The 18,423-nt window shown below is 69.6% G+C and carries 22 protein-coding genes; 7 read left to right on the top strand and 15 right to left on the bottom strand.

Features of this window, described 5'->3' with window-relative positions; translation table 11 throughout:
* Window positions 1-82 precede the first annotated feature (82 nt).
* Genes ACSQ4M_RS09185 through ACSQ4M_RS09165 form a run of 5 tightly spaced genes read right to left on the bottom strand, consistent with a single transcriptional unit; the run spans window position 83 to window position 3,850 of the window.
* Window positions 83-1,243, bottom strand: a complete 1,161-nt coding sequence (locus ACSQ4M_RS09185; RefSeq protein ID WP_436189277.1) for a D-alanyl-D-alanine carboxypeptidase family protein — start codon at window positions 1,241-1,243, stop codon at window positions 83-85.
* Between the two features lie 58 nt (window positions 1,244-1,301).
* Window positions 1,302-1,943 carry an alpha/beta hydrolase gene (locus ACSQ4M_RS09180; RefSeq protein WP_436189276.1) on the bottom strand — a complete coding sequence of 214 codons (642 nt, stop codon included), beginning with the start codon at window positions 1,941-1,943 and terminating at the stop codon, window positions 1,302-1,304.
* Window positions 1,944-1,946: 3 nt separating this feature from the next.
* Window positions 1,947-2,285, bottom strand: coding sequence for a (2Fe-2S) ferredoxin domain-containing protein (locus tag ACSQ4M_RS09175; protein ID WP_436189275.1), 339 nt, complete (start codon window positions 2,283-2,285; stop codon window positions 1,947-1,949).
* Window positions 2,282-3,400: a VanZ family protein gene (locus ACSQ4M_RS09170; protein WP_436189274.1), complete on the bottom strand. Its 1,119-nt coding sequence runs from the start codon at window positions 3,398-3,400 to the stop codon at window positions 2,282-2,284. Before ACSQ4M_RS09170 ends, ACSQ4M_RS09175 begins: the two co-directional genes overlap by 4 nt.
* Before the next feature lie 21 nt (window positions 3,401-3,421).
* The gene (locus ACSQ4M_RS09165) at window positions 3,422-3,850 is read right to left on the bottom strand and encodes a CopD family protein (protein ID WP_436189273.1); all 429 of its coding nucleotides are present in this window, start codon (window positions 3,848-3,850) and stop codon (window positions 3,422-3,424) included.
* 303 nt (window positions 3,851-4,153) lie between these two features.
* Between ACSQ4M_RS09165 and hemB the strand changes: the two genes are divergently transcribed.
* Window positions 4,154-5,167, top strand: coding sequence for a porphobilinogen synthase (gene hemB, locus ACSQ4M_RS09160; RefSeq protein WP_436189272.1), 1,014 nt, complete (start codon window positions 4,154-4,156; stop codon window positions 5,165-5,167).
* Window positions 5,168-5,360: 193 nt separating this feature from the next.
* Window positions 5,361-6,458 carry a magnesium transporter CorA family protein gene (locus ACSQ4M_RS09155; RefSeq protein ID WP_436189271.1) on the top strand — a complete coding sequence of 366 codons (1,098 nt, stop codon included), beginning with the start codon at window positions 5,361-5,363 and terminating at the stop codon, window positions 6,456-6,458.
* A gap of 4 nt (window positions 6,459-6,462) precedes the next feature.
* On the opposite strand, the gene ACSQ4M_RS09150 is transcribed toward ACSQ4M_RS09155, so the two are convergent.
* The 3 genes from ACSQ4M_RS09150 to ACSQ4M_RS09140 form a co-directional block, all read right to left on the bottom strand.
* Window positions 6,463-6,873 carry a DUF2325 domain-containing protein gene (locus ACSQ4M_RS09150; RefSeq protein WP_436189270.1) on the bottom strand — a complete coding sequence of 137 codons (411 nt, stop codon included), beginning with the start codon at window positions 6,871-6,873 and terminating at the stop codon, window positions 6,463-6,465.
* 97 nt (window positions 6,874-6,970) lie between these two features.
* Complete coding sequence (locus tag ACSQ4M_RS09145; protein ID WP_436189269.1) at window positions 6,971-8,521, bottom strand: hypothetical protein; 1,551 nt, start codon at window positions 8,519-8,521, stop codon at window positions 6,971-6,973.
* Between the two features lie 264 nt (window positions 8,522-8,785).
* Window positions 8,786-9,820: a porin gene (locus tag ACSQ4M_RS09140; protein ID WP_436189268.1), complete on the bottom strand. Its 1,035-nt coding sequence runs from the start codon at window positions 9,818-9,820 to the stop codon at window positions 8,786-8,788.
* A gap of 362 nt (window positions 9,821-10,182) precedes the next feature.
* Here ACSQ4M_RS09140 and ACSQ4M_RS09135 point away from each other — a divergent pair, with 362 nt between their 5' ends.
* Window positions 10,183-10,860, top strand: coding sequence for a heavy metal response regulator transcription factor (locus tag ACSQ4M_RS09135; RefSeq protein ID WP_436189267.1), 678 nt, complete (start codon window positions 10,183-10,185; stop codon window positions 10,858-10,860).
* Window positions 10,835-12,010, top strand: coding sequence for a heavy metal sensor histidine kinase (locus ACSQ4M_RS09130; RefSeq protein ID WP_436189266.1), 1,176 nt, complete (start codon window positions 10,835-10,837; stop codon window positions 12,008-12,010). The genes ACSQ4M_RS09135 and ACSQ4M_RS09130 overlap by 26 nt, the downstream gene beginning before the upstream one ends.
* Here the strand turns inward: ACSQ4M_RS09130 and ACSQ4M_RS09125 are convergent.
* Genes ACSQ4M_RS09125 through ACSQ4M_RS09110 form a run of 4 tightly spaced genes read right to left on the bottom strand, consistent with a single transcriptional unit; the run spans window position 11,979 to window position 14,577 of the window.
* Complete coding sequence (locus ACSQ4M_RS09125) at window positions 11,979-12,626, bottom strand: glutathione S-transferase family protein (protein WP_436189265.1); 648 nt, start codon at window positions 12,624-12,626, stop codon at window positions 11,979-11,981. The two genes, ACSQ4M_RS09130 and ACSQ4M_RS09125, sit on opposite strands and share 32 nt — an antisense overlap.
* Window positions 12,627-12,637: 11 nt before the next feature.
* Window positions 12,638-12,985, bottom strand: a complete 348-nt coding sequence (locus ACSQ4M_RS09120; protein ID WP_436189264.1) for a RidA family protein — start codon at window positions 12,983-12,985, stop codon at window positions 12,638-12,640.
* 23 nt (window positions 12,986-13,008) lie between these two features.
* Entirely contained in the window at window positions 13,009-13,881 is an 873-nt protein-coding gene (locus ACSQ4M_RS09115; RefSeq protein ID WP_436193985.1) for an amidohydrolase family protein, read from the bottom strand.
* 6 nt (window positions 13,882-13,887) lie between these two features.
* Window positions 13,888-14,577 carry a dienelactone hydrolase family protein gene (locus tag ACSQ4M_RS09110; protein WP_436189263.1) on the bottom strand — a complete coding sequence of 230 codons (690 nt, stop codon included), beginning with the start codon at window positions 14,575-14,577 and terminating at the stop codon, window positions 13,888-13,890.
* 130 nt (window positions 14,578-14,707) lie between these two features.
* Here ACSQ4M_RS09110 and ACSQ4M_RS09105 point away from each other — a divergent pair, with 130 nt between their 5' ends.
* Window positions 14,708-15,454 carry an SDR family oxidoreductase gene (locus tag ACSQ4M_RS09105; protein WP_436189262.1) on the top strand — a complete coding sequence of 249 codons (747 nt, stop codon included), beginning with the start codon at window positions 14,708-14,710 and terminating at the stop codon, window positions 15,452-15,454.
* On the opposite strand, the gene ACSQ4M_RS09100 is transcribed toward ACSQ4M_RS09105, so the two are convergent.
* Genes ACSQ4M_RS09100 through ACSQ4M_RS09090 form a run of 3 tightly spaced genes read right to left on the bottom strand, consistent with a single transcriptional unit; the run spans window position 15,455 to window position 17,482 of the window.
* A complete protein-coding gene (locus ACSQ4M_RS09100; RefSeq protein WP_436189261.1) occupies window positions 15,455-15,976 on the bottom strand; it encodes a DUF962 domain-containing protein in 522 nt (173 codons plus the stop codon).
* A 56-nt stretch (window positions 15,977-16,032) separates the two neighbouring features.
* Window positions 16,033-16,533, bottom strand: a complete 501-nt coding sequence (locus tag ACSQ4M_RS09095; protein ID WP_436189260.1) for a DNA-deoxyinosine glycosylase — start codon at window positions 16,531-16,533, stop codon at window positions 16,033-16,035.
* A 1-nt stretch (window position 16,534) separates the two neighbouring features.
* Window positions 16,535-17,482 (bottom strand): LysR substrate-binding domain-containing protein, encoded by a 948-nt coding sequence (locus tag ACSQ4M_RS09090; protein WP_436189259.1) that lies wholly within the window; start codon window positions 17,480-17,482, stop codon window positions 16,535-16,537.
* A gap of 82 nt (window positions 17,483-17,564) precedes the next feature.
* Here ACSQ4M_RS09090 and ACSQ4M_RS09085 point away from each other — a divergent pair, with 82 nt between their 5' ends.
* Both ACSQ4M_RS09085 and ACSQ4M_RS09080 read left to right on the top strand, forming a co-directional pair.
* Window positions 17,565-17,780: a DUF2917 domain-containing protein gene (locus ACSQ4M_RS09085; RefSeq protein WP_436189258.1), complete on the top strand. Its 216-nt coding sequence runs from the start codon at window positions 17,565-17,567 to the stop codon at window positions 17,778-17,780.
* Window positions 17,781-17,794: 14 nt separating this feature from the next.
* On the top strand, window positions 17,795-18,391 hold the full coding sequence (locus ACSQ4M_RS09080; RefSeq protein ID WP_436189257.1) for an N-acetyltransferase family protein: 597 nt from the start codon (window positions 17,795-17,797) through the stop codon (window positions 18,389-18,391).
* The last annotated feature ends 32 nt before the right edge of the window (window positions 18,392-18,423 follow it).

Raw genomic sequence — 18,423 nt, 5'->3', positions numbered from 1 at the left:
AACGGCAAACGTGAATCCCTCGGAATTTTCCGAAAAGCCCGCGAGTATAGCGTTGCGGGCGCTGCGCTGCAAGACGAGGCGTCTATTTGATCCAGAGCCGCACGGCGTCCCAGGCGCGGCCCAGCGCGCCGGCCTGCGCGACCGGCTCAAGCACCTGCAGCGGCACGGCGATGAGCTCCTTGTCGTCCAGCACGACCCTCAGCGAGCCGACAGCCTGGCCCTTGGTGAAGGGAGCGACCAGCGGGTCCGGGCGCGCCACGTCGGTCTTGATGCGGCTGGCACTGCCGGCCGGCACGGCGACGACCACGGCCTCGGTGCGGCCCAGCTTGAGCGCGTTTTCCTTGCCCTTCCAGACGGCAGGCGTGACCACGGCCTGGTTGGCTTCGAACAGCTTGACGGCCTCGAAGGCCGTGTAGCCCCAATTCAACAACTTCTGCGATTCGTTGGCACGCGCTGTCTCGCTGGATGCGCCCAGCACAATGGACAGCAGGCGCCGGCCACCGGCCAGGTTCGGGAAATCGCGCTTGGCCGTGGCGACCATGCAGTAGCCCGCCGCGTTGGTGTGGCCGGTCTTCAGGCCATCGACGGTCGGGTCGCGGAACAGCAGCAGGTTGCGGTTGGTGTCGTTCGCCACCGGCGTGCCTTGGTAGCGGTACTTCTTGATGCTGTAGTAGTGCACGTACTCCGGGAAGTCGCGCATCAAGCGCATCGACAGGATGGACAGGTCACGCGCTGTCGTCGTGTGACCGGCCTCGGCCAAGCCCTCGGGATTCTTGTAGGTGGTGTTCTTCAGGCCCATGGCCTTGGCCTGGTCGTTCATGAGCTGCACGAAGCGCTCGGCCGTGCCACCCACCCCCTCTGCCAGCGCCATGGTGGCATCGTTGCCGGACTGCACGATCAAGCCCTTGAGCAGGTCTTCCACGGGAACCTGCATCTTGGGGTCGATGAACATGCGCGCGCCCGGCATCTTCCAGGCACGCTCGCTGACCGGCAGGGTCTGCGTCAGCGTGAGCTTCCTGGACCTGAGCGCATCGAACACCAGATAAGCGCTCATGAGCTTGGTCAGGGATGCGGGCTCGACGGGGGCGTCGGCATTCTTCTCGAGCAGCACCTGGTTGGCGGTCACATCCACCAGTAAATAGGCGCTGGCGGCCACTTCGGGACCCCGGGGCGCCTGGGCCGCGGCCAGGGAAACGGCAACAGCCAGCAGCGGCGCGACCAGCAGCTTCAAAAAACGGCTCATGGAGATCGGCAAGAAAAAGGCGGCTGCGCGCGCGGCCTGGACCGGCGTCAGCGACGCGTCAGAGAGAAGCGGCGGCCTGCAGGTGGCGGACCACCAGGCCCTTGAGCAGCGGCAACTGTCCGTGAAAGAAATGTCCACCGCCTGGCACGACGGTAACAGGCAGCGACTGCGGACGCGCCCAATCCAGCACGGCAGACAGGGGCACGGTGTCGTCCTGCTCGCCGTGCACGACCAGGGTGCGGGCATGCATGCCGGACGGGATGGTGGCGACCTCGAAGCGCGATGCCGCCGTGCCCACCAGCACCAGCTGCTCGACGGCGCGCTCCGGCGGCAAGGCGGCAAGCGCGCGGCTGGTGACGAAGGCACCGAAGGAGAACCCCGCCAGCGCCAGAGGCCCATCGCCGGCCAGCTGCGCCAGCACGGCGCCGAAGTCCTCGGCCTCGCCACGCCCCTCATCGTGCACGCCAGCGCTCGCGCCAACACCACGGAAATTGAAGCGCACGGCCGTCCAGCCGCACTGCACGAAGGCGCGCGCCAGCGTCTGCACGACCTTGTTGTCCATGGTGCCGCCGAACAGCGGGTGCGGATGGGCGATGACGGCGACGCCGCGCGCAGCGACAGACGCGTCGGGGGTGTCGCGCAGAACCTCGATGGCGCCGACGGGGCCTTGCAGCGTGAGCCGCTCCGTGGATGCATTCATGGCTCAGCGCCCCAGGTGCGCGGGCGTGCGCAGGCGCTCGACCACCTGGCCGTTCTTCAAATGCGATTCGACGATCTCGTCGATGTCCTGCTCATCCACGAAGCTGTACCAGACCGCCTCGGGGTAGACCACCGCCACCGGGCCGGCCGCGCAGCGGTCCAGGCAGCCCGCCTTGTTCACGCGCACCTTGCCCGGCCCGGCCAGGCCGGCGGCCTTGACCTGTGCCTTGCAGCGGTCGAAGGCCTCCTGGGCGCCGTGGTGGGCGCAGCAGTCTTCACCGTTGGTGCGCTCGTTCAGGCAGAAGAAGATGTGGCGCTCGTAGTAGGTGGGGGGCGTGCTCATCGCGGCATTTTAGGAAGCTGGCGCGCCGTGGTGTCCGGCCCTGACAGCCGCAGCAGCAGGTACAGGGCGGCCACATAGGGCCAGCCCCAGCCCAGCCACTGGGCCAGGCCGTTGAAGCGGATGAAGCGGCCCTGCTCCCAGGTCTGCAGCGTCTGCGCAAAGTAGGCGCTGGTGGGCGCCTGGTTCAAGAGGCTCAGATGCAGCGCCAGCGCCAGCAGGGCCAGGGCGGCGCAGCCCCGCGGCCGCGCCCGCAGCAGCAGCACCGACACCAGCAATGCCGCCGCCCAGCCCACGCGCACCGGCAGCGTCCCCCAGGCCCAGGCGTGGTTGGGGCCATAGCTCAGCGCGGCCGACAGCGCCGTGGCGCCGACCCCGACCACGGTCAGCACCAACAGGAACCAGGCGCGCCGCCGCACCCCGGTGATCACGCCGTAGCCGATCAGGCAGGGCACCAGCGCGCCCAGCAGCACGCAGAACATCTCGGTGCCCGGCACCAGCGGCTGCAGCTCCACATCGCGCACTGGCAGCCAGTCGAGGAAGGGCGTGTCCTCCAGGAATTCCGCCAGCGCCTCCTCCAGCCGCTCGAACACCTGGCCCAGTCCCAGCGGCACGGAAGCCGGGAACAGCAGGGCCAGCGGCCACAGCGCCAGCAGCACCAGCGCGCCGCGCGCATCCGGCGTCAGCCAGCCGGCGCGAAAGCGGCTCCAGCGGTCGATGGTGCCGGTGCGCTGCAACAGCCAGGCCAGCAGTGCCCCCAGCCAGGTGCCGGCGGCATTGAGCGCGAAATCGACGTTGGAAGGCACGCGCCGCGGTAGGTAACCCTGCGTCGTCTCCATGAGGAAGGACACGGCGGCGCCCGCCAGCAGCGTCAGCAGCACCGGCGCACGCGTGCGGCCCGAACGCAGCCCCGCCAAGGCCAGCAGGAAACCCAGCGGCGCGTAACCGAGCACATTGATCTGCACGTCGAACCAGGTCCACCAGCGCGGCAGCGGCGCCGCCATGAAGGCCCAGGGCGCGATGCCCTGGTCGCGCCAGCCCTCGAACGGGAACAGGCTGGCATACACGACGAGCGCCAGGTAGACCAGCGCCAGCGGCCAGGCCGAGGTCTTGTGCATGGCGGCGCCCGGCCTGTGGCGTCAGAACGGCTTGACGACGACCAGCACCACGACCGCCACCAGCATCAGCACTGGCAGTTCGTTGAACCAGCGGTACCAGACATGGCTGCGCAACGACTGGCCGTCGCGCAGGCGGCGCAGCTGCGCCGCGCAGGCGTGGTGGTAGAGCAGTACCAGCAGCACCACCGCCAGCTTGGCGTGCATCCAGCCGTTGCCGGGACCGCGGCCGATGCCGTAGTGCAACCACAGCACCAAGCCCAGCGCCAGCGCCGGTACGGCCAGCAGCGTGGTGAAGCGCAGCAGCTTGCGCGCCATCAGCAGCAGTCGCTCGCGCTCGGCGTCCGAGCCCGGCTGCACCATGGCCAGGTTCACGAAGATGCGCGGCAGATAGAACAGCCCGGCGAACCAGCTGGCCACGAAAACGATATGGAAAGCCTTGACCCACAGCATGGTGAAAGTGTAGGCGAGGCAAAAATGCCCCTGGGGCAGGCGCTGCGCGCCTGCCTGCCCCCCGAGGGGACGCTTTTGGTCTTGGGGCGGCCCGGCGCCAAAAAAATACCCCGGCCGGTGCAAGCGCGACGGGCCGGGGTGGCAAGCCTGTTGGTTGTTACACGTCGAGGCCCCCGCTCAGGGAGGTGAAGCGGGTAGGCGGCGGACCGCCCGCGGGCAATCTAGCAAAGCCCGCCAGGGCCAGCAAGAGGGCGAATCCGGGGGCCGCGCGGACCCGCTCCGGGCTTGGGGCACACTTCGGCCATGAGCCGCCCCGACCTCTCCCCCCTCGCCGCCTTCCCCGCCGCCCGTCCTCGCCGGTTGCGCTATGACGCCTTCACGCGCGACCTGGTGCGCGAGCACAACCTGTCCACGCACGACCTGATCTACCCGGTGTTCGTGCAGGACGGCAGCAGCCAACGCCACGCCGTGCCCTCGATGCCCGGCGTGGAACGGCTGAGCCTGGACCTGCTGCTGCCCGTTGCCGAAGAATGCGTGCGACTGCAGATCCCGGTGATGGCGCTGTTCCCGGTGATCGACCCCAGCCTCAAGACCGCCGACGGCGCCGAGGCCGCCAACCCCGACGGCCTGATCCCGCGCGTGGTGCGTGCGCTCAAGGACCGCTTCCCCGAACTCGGCGTGATGACCGATGTGGCGCTGGACCCCTACACCAGCCATGGCCAGGACGGCCTGCTCGACGCCAGCGGCTACATCCTCAACGACGCCACCACCGCCGTGCTGGTGCGCCAGGCCCTGACCCAGGCCCAGGCCGGTGTCGACATCGTCGCGCCCAGCGACATGATGGACGGCCGCATCGGCGCGATCCGCCAGGCGCTGGAGGCCAGGGACCTGGTCCACACCCGCATCATGGCCTACAGCGCCAAGTACGCCTCGGCCTTCTACGGCCCCTTCCGCGATGCCGTGGGTTCTGCCACCAACCTGGGCAAGAGCAACAAGAAGGTCTACCAGATGGACCCGGGCAACACCGACGAAGCGCTGCGCGAAGTCGCCATGGACCTGGCCGAAGGCGCGGACATGGTCATGGTCAAGCCTGGCATGCCGTATCTGGACGTGGTGCGCCGCGTGAAGGACCAGTTCGGCGTGCCGACCTTCGCCTACCAGGTCAGCGGCGAATACGCCATGCTCAAGGCCGCCGCGCAGAACGGCTGGCTGGACCACGACGCCGTGATGCTGGAAAGCCTGCTGGCCTTCAAGCGCGCCGGTGCCAATGGCGTGCTGACCTACTTCGCGCTGGACGCGGCACGCAAGTTGAAATGAACACCCCCAGTCTCCGCGCTGCGCGCTCCGCCAACCCCCTCAAGGAGGCGCCGCCAGCGGCCTGGCAGAGCCAGTTCCGCGGCGGCCATTGGTATGGCTTGCTCCGCAGCCTTCGGAACCTCCGCCTGCAGGCCGGGTCCGTGCGTCGGCGCGGCGAGCGGCTTGCGTAAGAAGCGACCGAGTCAAGACAGACATGCAGATCGTCGAATTCAGCCCCGGCACGCTGCGCTTTGCCGAGGAGTTGCCCGACCGCGCGCCCGAGAACGGCTTCGTCTGGCTGTTCGTCGAGCGCGAGCAGCTGGAGGCCGAGCTGCCCCTCGTGCAGCGCGCGGCCCAGCGCCTGGGTGGCTCGCAGCTGCTGGACCTGCACTGCGCCGACCTGCTCAACGCAGCCCACCCCTCGCACTACGACTACACCTCGGTCTATGACCTGATCGTGTTCCGCCGGCTGGCCACGCAGGAGGAAACCGGCAAGGAGGCCGAATCCAACGGCCCGGCCCGCTCCATGCCGGCCGCGTTCCGGCGCATCAGCACACGGGCCGTCGGCTTCGCCGTGTTCGACCGGCTGCTGGTCAGCGTGCACCCGGCCGGCTGCTTCACCGCGCGCGCGTTCCTGCAACGTTACCTCTCCGATGCCGTGCACAGCGACGGCCTGACGACCACGGTGCGTTCGCGCCTGCCGACCACGCCTGCCGACCTCATGCTGCGCATGGTCAACGTCATGGTGGACAGCTACCTGGAGCTGCGCAAGGTGCTGAGCCAGCAGCTGGACCACTGGCAGCAGGAACTGCTGCGGCCCGGCTCGCGCTTTTCGAACTGGAACGCGCTGATGGCGGCCCGCAACGAGCTGCACATGCTGGAAGACCTCTGCGAGGAGCAGCACGACGCCATGCAGGAATGGCTGGACACGCTGCGCGAGCAGCCCGCCAGCGCCATGCCGCAGGCCGAGCGCGATGGCCTGGTCGCGCGCTCGCGCGACGTGATCGAGCACATCCAGCGCGTCGTGCACCATGTGCGCCGGCTTGAACAGAACGCCGAGACCGTGGTGCAGATCCACTTCTCGGCGCAGAGCAACCGCACCAACGACATCATGCGTGTGCTGACCGCGCTGACCGCCGTGTTCCTGCCGCTGAACCTGATCGCCGGCATCTTCGGCATGAACTTCGAGTTCATCCCGCTGATCCACCAGCAGGATGGCTTCTGGTGGGCCATGGGCGCCATGGGCGTGATCGCCGCGCTGCTGATCGTGCTGTTCCGGCGCAAGCGCTACCTGGCCCGCAGCGCGCGCTGAGCCTTCAGCCGGCCGCGGCCTCGCGCTGCAGCCGCACGATGCGCAAGGCCTCTGGCTGCTCCACCATCACGCAGGTCTTTCCGGTGCGCCGGCAATGGTCGCGCACACGCCAGTAGTCGCCATGGCTCAGGCAGCCGGTCTGGCAGATCACGAGGTCGGCAGCCCGCAGGCTTGCGTCCAGCGCGGCGGGATCGTGTTCGTCGATGGACGCCACATCCTGCTGGCGCGCCCAGGCCAGCGCCGTGGTGCGCAGCACCAGCGCCGCGCGCGTGCGCAGCAGCTGCGCCTCCAGCTGCTCGATGCGCCGGTGCTGCGCGGCGATCACGGCGCTGCAGCGCTGCTGCGCCGCGCCCAGCTGGCGCAGGCACACCAGGGGTTCCGCCGCCCACACACTCTCATCCACCCGTGCCGCCATGGCCATCCTTTTCCTTCGAGATGGCCGATCTTAGTTGAGAGAAATTCTCAACAACACCACCACCCCCAGCCGCAGCCCGGGAATGGCCTGCGCGGGCTCAGCTGGCCAGTGCCAGCTCCAGCGGCTTCTTGGCGCGGAAGGCCCACTTCGGCCCGAGGCGGAACGACTCCAGCTGGGTCGAACTGGCCTCGGCGAAGAACAGGTCCTCGGACAATCCCAGGCGCTCGAAGGCGCGGCGCTGGCGCACCGAGCGGCGGCGCAGGTCGCCTTCGAAGGCATTGCTGTCGCCGCGCGACTGCTCGAAGAAGGACGCTGCACGTGCGAGGTTCTGGGCCGCCTGCGCGGTCAGTGCCGGCACCGCGCGCGGCGCCGACAGCCGGGCCTGGGTAATGAAGGGGTTGCGCCCCACCAGCAAGCCCCAGGGCCGGCGGCCCTCAGCCGGATCCACGCTGAGCGCCTCCAGCTTGGTCAGGCCGAAATCGCGCGCCAGCGTCAGCCGCATGGTCAGCCAGGGATCGCTCTGGCGCAGCTGCTCGATGGCGCTGCGCGCCGTCGCCTCGTCGCCGGCCACAGGCAGCACCAGCGACTGCAGCAGGCGCCGGGCATGGGCGTCGTCCTGCGCCGCGGCGGCATGCAGCCAGCCGATCGCCTGCTCGCTCTCGGCCAGCGTGGTGGCGGCCCGCAGCGCCAGCGCGCCGAGTTTGCGCTGCGCCTCGGCCTGGCCCAGCGTGGCCGCCTTCTCGAGGAAGAAACGGGCCAGCTGCGGATTGGAGACGGACAACCGGTGGTCCGAGTGCATGGCGTACAGATCCAGCCAGGCATCATCGCGGCCGCCATCGGCAGAGCGCAGCAGCAGCGCCACGCCCTTGCGCATGTTGCTGCCGGTGGCCAGCCGCGCCGGGGCGAGGCCGCTGTGCACGATGCCGCACAGTGCCCGGCCGAGCAGGCAGGCCGCATCGCGCTCGCCCCGTGCGATCGCCATCTCCAGGCTGGCCTCGACCTGTTCGGGCAACAGGCCACGCAGTTCGCTGCCCTCGCGCTCGGCCAGCAACACGGCGGCCACAACCAGGTCCGACAGCCCATGCGTGAGGCGCGGCGCCAGCAGCAAGGCCACGTGCACGCAGTCGAGCAGCAGATCCAGCGAACCGCCCTCGCGGGCCTGGCGTGCGGCCATCGTGGCGACCTGCGCCACATCCACGGCAGCGCTGCCGGACACGGCGCGCAGCATGGCCGCCAAGGCATCGGCGGCACGTGCCTGGCGCAGCGCCGCCACGGCCTGACGTGCCTCCACATGGCCGCCGGTGGCCGCGGCTTCCAGCCAGGACAGGCCGGCGTCGACGCGGCTGTGCTGCAGGCAAAGCCACACGCCGAGCTTGAACTGGGCCAGCAGGCTGCCGGCGCCGGCTGCCTTGCGCAAGGCCTCGTCCTGCTGCAGCTGCAGCAGGTCCTGCAGCGGCAGGCTCTCGGCGATGGTGCGGGCGGTCTCGATCCGGTCGCGCACGCTGGGGTGGCTCAGGTACTCCATGCCGGTCGCGACATGGCGGGGGAAGCCATCGCCCCCGACCAGGTAGCGGCGCCCGGCCTCGCTGCGGGCTGCGGCGTCGCCTTGGCGGGCGAGGGCCAGCAGCTGGATGTCTTGTCGGCGCATGTTGTCGGCTCCTGTGTTGCGGGAGCGCTACGTTTGCAGCGCCTGGGCAACACCTTTGCAGTGCGCCCCCCGCGGTTTGGGATGCCCGGAAGAATAAAGATGCCAACCTGACAGCAGCATTTCTCCTAGATTACATTTCCGTAATGATCAATAGTGGTAACCCGGTAGTTACACACAAGCAACAAAAAGCCCGCCTCTCTTGCGAGAGGCGGGCGACAAGTCACCTTGGAGAAGCTCGCCAATCAAATGGCGAAGCGGTGATCCTTAGAAGGCGTGGCGCAGGCCGATGTCCAGGCCCTTGGAGCTGTCGCCCAGGCCGGTCGTGGAACCGTTCAGAGCGAGGCTCGAAGCATCCTTGTTCTTCAGGTAAGCGAACGTAGTGTACAGAGCCGTGCGCTTGGACAGGTTGTGCACATAGCCGATGGCGAACTTGTCGGCACGGACTTCGCTGTCGCGCTGGTCGGCGCGGGTCCAGGAAGCGCGGATCAGGCCAGCGCCGACCGGCACGGTTGTGCCAACGGTGTACAGGCGGGTCTTGGCGTCGAGGCCGGCGCCGTCGCCTTCGTCTTGACCGATGGACAGCAGCAGCTTGGCAACGCCGAAGTCGTAAGAACCGCCCAGGTTGATGCTCTTGGAATCGATCTTGGCAAGGTTCGTGGCGCTGGCTTGGTAGTCGGTCTTGCCGTAAGCCACACCCACGCTGACCGGGCCGTTTTCGTAGCCGACGCGAACGCCGTAGCCGTTGCCATAGGTGTCACCGGTAGCGACGCCTTGGCCGTTGCGGTAGTACTGCACTTGGCCGAAGAAGCCACCCAGGGTCTTGGGCGTGAAGTACGACACAGCGTTGCTGGTGCGGGTCTGCAGGCCGTAGTTCAGGCCGAGGTCGCGGGTTTCCAGGATGTTGCCAACGCCGTTGTCGCCGAAGGCGTCATACAGGTTGTTGTAAGGTGCCGTGAAGTCGCGGCCCAGGCGGATTTCGCCCCAGCTGTCGCCCATCAGGCTGACGGTCGAACGGCGGGTGAATGCCAGCGCGTTGCTGTTCTGGCCGTTGCCGTTGTTCAGGGTGTAACCGGCTTCGAGCCAAAAGCCAGCCTTCAGGCCGCCACCCAGGTCTTCCACACCGCGGAAGCCGATGCGGCTGGTGGACAGACCACCGCTACCCAGGCCAACGTTGTTGTCGGTGCTGCCGCGGCCGACTTGGACCGTCGCGTCGGCGATGCCGAACAGCGTGACGGAGGATTGGGCGTAGGAAACGGAAGCGGCAGCGGCCAGCACTGCCAGCGTTGCGATCTTTTTCATGGTCATCCTTGAGTGAGGTTTAGCGTGATCGGGTCATGTCCCGCGACTCTTCGCAGAGAACATGACCGTGAGCGTAGGGATCGGCCGGGCGCGCCGACAGGCCCGGTGTCGCAAAACCAGGGGGGTCGTTTGCAAACCCCCGGCACTTTTGGCACAAGCTGTTCCTCAGCCACCACACAAGCGGCTAGCACCGGTGCGCGCACGCTACGGCCGCCAGACCCACTCCGGCTATTTCCAGTTCGGCAACAGTGCGTTGCCACTGGCTGTCTTGATGGTGTCAGGGTGGACCCCTACAGTCTTGTCATCTCCCGGTAAGGTTGGACGCAGCACTGCAGCTGCCCCGGCCAAGGACTGTTTTGACCATGCGCCTGCTTTCGATCGAAGACGAACCCACCACCGCCGCCTATTTGCACAAGGGGCTGACCGAACACGGCCATGTGGTCGACACCGCCCAGGACGGCATCGAAGGGCTGCATCTGGCCACTTCGGGCCGCTACGACCTCATCCTGCTGGACGTGAACCTGCCCGGTGCCAACGGCTGGCAGGTGCTGGAGAGACTGCGGGCGCGCCAGCACACCCCTGTGTTCATGCTCAGTGGTCACGACCAGGTGGAGGACCGCGTGCGTGGCCTGCAACTGGGCGCCGACGACTACCTCGTCAAGCCCTTCGCCTTCGCCGAACTGCTGGCGCGCATCCAGGTGGTGGCGCGCCGTGCCGCGCAGCCAGCCACCCCTGCCGTGGTGCAGGTGGCCGACCTGGAGGTGGACAGCGCGCGCCGGCTGGTGCGCCGTGCCGGCCGGCACCTGGCGCTGACGACCAAGGAGTTCGCGCTGCTGGACTACCTGGCGCGCCACCTGGGCCAGGTGGTCTCGCGCACGCTGATCGCCGAGAACTGCTGGGACATGCACTTCGACAGCGACACCAATGTGATCGACGTGGCCGTGCGGCGGCTGCGCGCCAAGGTCGACGACCCGTTCGTGGACAAGCTGATCCACACCATCCGTGGCGTCGGCTATGTCCTCGACTCCCGTCCCGCCTGAAGTTCCGCCGCCGCAAGCCGTGCGGCACCGGCTGCCGCTGCGCAATTCGATGGCGGCGCGGATCGCGCTGGCGATTTCGGTCGTCACCGTGCTGCTGATGCTGCTCGGCTGCTGGATGGTCGGCCGCCTGCTGGAGCAGGAGTTCACGGCCCTGCCCCTGGCCATCCCGGAACAGCAGCGCGATGCTTTCATCGAGCGCGCCTGGCGCGTGATGTTCTGGACGCTGGCGGCCGGCGCCCTGGCCACCGGGCTGCTGGCCTGGTGCATCACGCGGCGCATCCTGACCTCGGTGCGGCAGCTGGGTACCACCGCCAACCGCATCGGCGCCCAGGCCCTGGGCGAGCGCCTGCCGGCCGATGCCGTGCCGGCCGAACTGGCGCCCGTGGCCCAGGCCTTCAACGGCATGCTGGACCGGCTGCAGGACGCGTTTTCACGCCTGTCGGGCTTCTCCTCCGACCTCGCGCACGACCTGCGTGCCCCCATCCACCGCCTGCTGACGGCTGCCCAGGTCACCTTGTCGCAACCGCGCAGCGCCGACGAGTACCGCGCCGTGCTGGAGGCCGCCGTGACCGACTACGAACGCATCGGCCGCCTGATCGAGAACATCCTGTTCCTGGCCCGCGCCGACCATGCGCAGACGCTGCTCAAGGCGGACTGGCAGAGCATGCGCGAGCGTCTGACGGGCATGGTGGAGTTCTTCGAAGTGCTGGCCGAAGACCGCGGCCTGCAACTCGCGCTGGACGTACAGCCCGGCCTGCGCGCCTGGGCCGACGAGGTGCTGTTCGCCCGCGCGGTGGGCAACCTGCTGACCAATGCGCTGCGCCATGCGCGCCCGGGCAGCACGGTGCGGCTGTCCGCCCATGCCATCGCCCCGGGTTTCACGCGCGTGACCGTGGCCAACGAGGGCGAGCCCATCGACCCGGCGCACCAGGCCGATATCTTCCAGCGGCGCTACCGCATCGAGAACCCGGCCGCCGAGACCGGCTCCGGCCTGGGCCTGGCCATCGTCAAGAGCGTGATGGACCTGCACCAGGGCCGCGTCGGCGTGCGCAGCGCGCCGGGCCTGCCGACCGTGTTCACGCTGGACTTCCCGCCGCCGGCCAGGCGGCGCGTGGACTTCAGACCGGCGGCGCGCCGATCTGCTCGGTGACGTAGGCGCGCTGCACGGCGGGCCGCGCCAGCACACGCTGCAGGTAGGGTCCCAGGTGCGGCAGCTCGCGCGCCGGCCGGCCGAAATGCCGGGTCCAGCGTGCCAGCATCAGCGTGTAGGGATCGAGCGCCGTGAAGCGCTCGCCCAGCAACCAGGCGCCGCCATGGCGCGCCAGTTCCTGGTCCAGGATCTCCAGCAACTGGCCGGCACGCGCCTCGGCACGCGCCTTCACCGTGGTGGCGCCGTGCACGTGGTCGGGCGAGGCCCAGCGTTCGGGGTAGAAGTACAGGCCCAGCGTGGCGTGCAGCGTGTTGCTGAGCCACAGCATCCACTTGTAGTAGTGCGCGCGCTCGGCCGAGCCCAGCGCGGGGGCCAGGCCAGCCGCCGGGTGCGTGTCGGCCAGGTGCAGCAGGATGGCGGCCGTCTCGTACAGCACGGTGTCGCCATCGACCAGCACCGGGATCAGGCCGTTGGGGTTGAGCCGCAGGTAGGCCTCGGACTTGTGGGCCTGGTTGGCCCGGTCCACCAGCTGCAGCTCGAACGGCACGCCCAGCTCCTCGAGCAGCATGTGCGGCGCCATGCTGGCGTCGGTCGGGTGGTAGTGCAGCTGCAGCATGGTGCGAAGGCTTACTTGGCGGCCGTCACCATGATCTCGACCAGCAGGCGCGGATCGGCCAGTTTGGACTCGACGCAGGCACGCACGGGCAGGTTCTTGGGGTCGACCCAGGCCGACCAGACCTCGTTCATGGCCGCGCGGTTGCCGATGTCGGTCAGCCAGATCTGGGCCGACAGGATGCGCGACTTGTCGCTGCCGCAGCGCGCCAGCAGCGCGTCGATGCGCTTGAGGATCTGCTGCGTCTGGCCCTTGACGTCGGCGCTCGGGTCGTCGGCCACGATGCCGGCCAGGTAGACGGTGTTGCCGTGCTCGACGGCGTTGGACAGGATGGGGGTGGGTTCGTGGCGTTGGATGCTCATGGGAACTCTCTGCAAAAAAGGTTTCAGGGTGGCGTCGGAACTCCGAACAGCGCGGCCGCATTGTCCCAGGCGATGCGCTGCGCCAGCGGCGCCGGCAGCGCGCCCAGCCAGCGGCGGTACTCCTGCATGAGCAGGTCGTAGGCGCTCCAGCGCTGGTTGACCCAGGTGTCCGAACCGATCACGAAGCGCGTCGGATGCCGGCGCAGCAGCGCGTCCCAGTCCGGACACAGCGTGCCGTTCTCGCAGGTGAGGCCCGGCCGGTACGAGAGTTCGCCGACGAGGCGCGGATAGCGCTCCAGCAGCGCCTGCACGCGCGCCACGGGTGCACCGCCGATGCCGGTGTGGGCCCAGACCAGCCGCGCGCCGGGCGCATGGGCCATGAGCTTGTCCACGGCCAGGTCGTCCACATGGGCCAGCACGGCCAGGCCATGCCGCTCGGCGAACTGCATGAGCTGGCGCGCCACCGGCCCGTCGGCGTTGGCGCTGTCGTAGAGGTGGAACTCGCCGATGCCGCGGTACGGCCCGCCCTGGGTGCCGCGCGCGAACTCCTCCTCGACCATCGCATAGATGCTCGGGTCGCGGAACCAGTTCTGGTAGTCGTCGCGGTTGCGGTACAGCCGGATGAAGGGCACGACGGCCACGCCGGCCGCGCGCGTCTCAGGGCTGGCGGCCAGCAGCCTGGTGCCGTCGTTGGTGCGCGAATTGGCGACGATGGCACGCACGCCGTTGCGCTGCATGCGCGCCAGCACGTCGGCCAGCGGATGCGGTCCCTGCTGGCCGTTCCAGGCCTCGATGTTGTAGTGCAGGTGGGTGTCGAACAGCGGGCCGGCATAGTCGGCCGCCAGCGCCGGAAGCGCCAGCAGCCAGGCGGCGCAGAGCAGCAGCCGGCCGCGCATGCGCATTCAGCCCACGTGCTTGCCGAAGAAGGCCAGCGTGCGCTCCAGCGCCAGCTTGGCCGCGGCCGCATCGTAGGAGCCGCGCTGGTCGCAGTTGAAGCCGTGGTCGGCCGCGTAGACGTGGACCTCGACTTCGGGGTGGGCTTTTTTGAAGGCCTCCACGCTGTCCAGCGGGATCCAGTGGTCGCGCTCGCCGAAGTGCGCGAGCACCGGCACCTTCGGCGCGCGCGCCACCTCGGCCTCGGTCGTCACGCCGCCGCCGTAGTAGGGCACGGCAGCCGACAAGCCGCTCAGCGTCGCCGCGCTGCGCCAGACCAGCAGGCCACCCCAGCAGTAGCCGACGATGCCCACCTTCTTGCCGCTCTCCTTGGCGGCATGGTCGATGGCGGCCTGGATGTCGGCCAGCACGCCGGGCGCGGGCAGCTCTTCCACGGCGGTCTTCAGCGCGAAGCCGGCCTGCATGTCCTCGTTGGTGTAGCCCAGCTCCACGCCGGGCTTGACGCGGTGGAAGGTGGCCGGCGCGACCGCCAGGTAGCCCTGCGCGGCGTAGCCGTCGGCCACGCTGCGGATGTGCGAGTTGACGCCGAAGATCTCCTGGATCACCACGATGGCGCCCTTGGGCGTGCCGGCCGGCTGGGCCACGTAGGCGGGGAAAGTGAATCCGTCGGCAGACTTCAGGTCGATGAACTGGCCCATGGTGCGGTGCTCCTTCGTTGCGTGTTGGCGAAACGGGCGGTTGTAGCAGGAAACCGCTTGCCCCTCCACCGCACGCCGTCTTGGCTGCGACGCGCACTACCATGCGCCCTCCCCCCGCATGGAGACCTGCATGGACAAGATCGCACTCGTCACCGGAGGCAGCCGCGGCATCGGCGCCGCCACCGCGCTGCTGGCGGCCCGCCAGGGCTGGGCCGTGGCCGTCAACTACACGCACAACGCCGAGGCCGCGCAGGATGTCGTGCGCCAGATCACGGGCCAGGGCGGCCGCGCCATCGCCGTGCAGGCCGACGTGGCCGACGAGGCCCAGGTGCTGCGCATGTTCGGCGAGGTCGACGCCGGGCTCGGCCGGCTCACGGCCCTCGTCAACAACGCCGGCGTGGTCGACCGCAGCCAGCGCCTGGACGAGATGGACCTGGCGCGCTGGCGCCGCATGTTCGACATCAACCTGCTGGGCAGCCTGCTCTGCGCGCGCGAGGCCGTGCGCCGCATGAGCACGCGCCACGGCGGCCAAGGCGGCGCCATCGTCAACATGTCGAGCGCTGCCGCGCGCCTGGGCGGCGCGGGCCAGTACGTGGACTATGCGGCCAGCAAGGGCGCCATCGACACCTTCACACTGGGCCTGGCCAAGGAGGTGGCGGCCGAAGGCATCCGCGTGAACGCCGTGCGGCCCGGCCTGATCGAGACCGAGATCCACGCCTCGGGCGGCCAGCCCGACCGCGTGCAGCAGCTCGCCCACCTGGTGCCCATGCAGCGCGGCGGCTCGGCCGAAGAGGTCGCCGAAGCCATCGTCTGGCTCATGGGCGAAGGCGCGAGCTACACCACGATGGCGCTGCTCGACGTCTCGGGCGGGCGCTGATCAGGCCGCCACGGCCGCGCCGCGCACGGGCCCCACGCGGGCCTCGATCTGCTGCTGCAGTTCGCGCCGCAGGCCCAGCAGGAAGGCCAGCTCGGCCAGCACGAACAGCGGGCCGATGACCAGCCCCACCAGGTCGTCGACGAAGGCCGGCTTGCGCCCTTCCCACCAGTGGCCGACGAACTGGAACAGCCAGCCGACCACGAACAGGCCCACGCCCCAGCCCAGCCAGACCGGCGTGGGCTGCGCCGCCAGGAGCTGCGCGCACCACAGCGCCAGCGCGAGCAGCAGCGCCATGGCGGCACCCAGCCGCACGTCCAGCCGCAGGTAGTACAGCGCGGTGGCCAGCGTGACGAAGGTGGCGGCCGAAATGGCCAGCGGCCCGGCCTCGGCCAGCACCGGCCGGGCCAGCAGCACGGCGACGGCCTGCACGATCATGGGGATGCCGATGAAATGCGTGGCGATGTTGCGCCGGTCGCGGTGGTAGGCCGCGTACTGGCCCAGCTGGTCGACGAGGGTGCGCATGCGATCTCCTGTGGCGCGTTGTTCTGGCGCGCTTGTACACCCGCGGCGCCGGCCGCTCAAGCCAGCAGCGCGGAGCGCCAGGCGGCGGTCTTGGCCGCCAGCGGCATGCCGGCATGGGCCGGGCTGGTCGAGGGCAGGCGCAGCAGCTCCGGCGCCTGCGCGAGCGAAGGCAGCACCTGGCGGCGGAACACGGTCTCTGCCTTGGCGCCGTTGAAGCAGACGCGGCGCACCTGCGGATGCGCCGCGAGAAAGGCCGCGAAGTCGTTGGGAACGATGCTGGCCGGCACGATGGCGCTGTCCAGGCTGCCCGGGCGCTCGCAGCTGGCCAGCACGTCCCACAGCGCGATACCGGCGGCCTGCAGCGCGGCCAGCCGCTCGCCGTAGGCCGTGTGCAGCGGATCGAACCCCAACACGCTGCCCATGATCTTCCAGAACGCGTTCTGCGGATGGCCGTAGTACTGCTGCAGGCGCAGCGACATGGCGCCCGGCATGCTGCCCAGCACCAGCACGCGGGCGTCGGACCGCGCCACGGGAGGAAAGCTCTGGACCTGTGACATTTCAGGCAGGGCGCTGCGCCTCGGCGTGCAGCCAGGCGATGAAGTCCTGCGCATCGGGATTGGCCTGCGCCTGCGCGCCGGCCGCCACGAAATAGCCGCGCTGCGAATGCCCGCTGCGCTCGAACGGCGCCACCAGTTGCCCGCTCTGCAGCAGGGCGCCTGCCAACGGCAACCGGCCGACGGCCACGCCCTGCCCGGCCAGCGCCGCGGCGACAGCGTCGTTGTAGTTCGAAAAATGCAGCTGGTTGGTGCCGCGGATGCCGGCCAGCCCCATGACCTGCAGCCAGGGCGCCCAGTCCTCCATGGGCGCCATGCCCTGGTGGCCCTCCATGACCAGCAGCGTGTGGTGCACGAGGTCGGCCGGGCTGCGCAGCGGGCGCGCCGGGTCCTGCAGCAGGCGCGGCGCGCAGACCGGCAGCACCGTCTCCTCGAACAGCGGCCGGCCCATGCCCTGGGCGATGGCGCAGAAGCGCACGGCCACATCGATGCCGGCGCGCTCCAGGTTCAGCAGCTCGTTGGTGGCCGACACGCGCACGTCGACCTGCGGATGGTCGGCCGAGAAGCGCGCCAGCCGCGGGATCAGCCACAGCGAGGCGAAGCCGGGCGTGGTCGTCACGGCCACCTGGCGGTGCCGCGTCACGGCACGCACGCTGGCCGTGGCGTCGCGCAGGCGCTCCAGGCAGTCCTGCACTGCGCGGTACATGGTCTCGCCGGCGGGGGTCAGCGCGAGCGCGCGGTGGCGCCGCTCGAACAGCGCCACGCCCAGGCCCTCCTCCATCTGCTGGATCTGCCGGCTCACGGCCGACTGGGTGAGCGCGAGCTCCGCGCCCGCGCGCGTGAAGCTCAGCGTGCGGGCGGCCACGGCAAAGCTGCGCAGCAGGTCCAGCCGCGGCAGGTCGGCACGTGCGATGCCTGCATCGTCGGGCGCTTTCACATTCTCATTTCGCATGCAAAGCATTCAAAACGACCGTTGGAACGATCGGATTCTAGGTTCTACATTCATTCCACCCAAGCATGTGATGGAGATCGACATGGATGCTCTGACCGAATACGAACTGCCGCTGCGCGGCCTGCTGCGGCTGCCGCCCGGCAGCCGCGTGGCCTGCGACAGCGGCAGCCTGTGGATCACCGAGGACGACCAGATGCGCGACACGGTGCTGGAGCCGGGCCAGCAGTTCGCGCCCGTGGCCCGCGGCGCGCTGCTGGTCTACGCGCTGTCGCCCGCGCGGCTGCACCGCCTGCAATAGCACCGGGCCCGGCCATGGACACCGCCCTCGCCTGCCCGCAGCGCAACGCCAGCGCGCGCTGGGACTTCGCCGACGGCCGCGCCGTGACCGTGCGCGCCGTGCAGCCAGGCGACCTGCAGCTGGCCTCGGAGTTCGTCGCACGCGGGCTCACGCAGCAATCGCGCTACCAGCGCTTCCAGACCGGGCTCAGCGCGCTGCCGCCCGGCATGGCCGCCTACCTGACCGACGTCGACTTCCGCCAGCACGTCGCGCTGCTGGCTGTCGCCGAACACGACGGCAGTGCGCGGCAGGTCGGCGAGGCGCGCTATGTCTGCGACGGCGGCCTGCCCGACCAGGCCGAGTTCGCACTCGCCGTGGCCGACGACTGGCAAGGCCTGGGCATGGGTGGCAGGCTGCTGCGCCAGCTCGTGCGCGTGGCGCGCCGCCACGGCGTGCGCCGGCTGTACGGCGACGTGCTGCGCACCAACCAGCCCATGCTGGCGCTGGCCCGCGCCCATGGCTTTCGGCCCGAGCGGCAGGGCGATGCGCGGCTGGCGCGCGTGGCCCTGGCGCTGGACGAACCGCTGCCCCAGCCCATCCACCGCCACATGCTCGACAGACAGCGCGTCTGACGGTCCGGCGGCGCTGCAACGCCGCTACCCTA

Origin of the sequence: Pseudorhodoferax sp. LjRoot39, from assembly GCF_964253035.1 — a bacterium.
In the GTDB taxonomy this organism is placed as follows: Bacteria; Pseudomonadota; Gammaproteobacteria; order Burkholderiales; family Burkholderiaceae_C; genus Pseudorhodoferax.
Note: the sequence above shows the minus strand (reverse complement) of the source record. Positions and strands in the feature narration are given on the sequence as shown.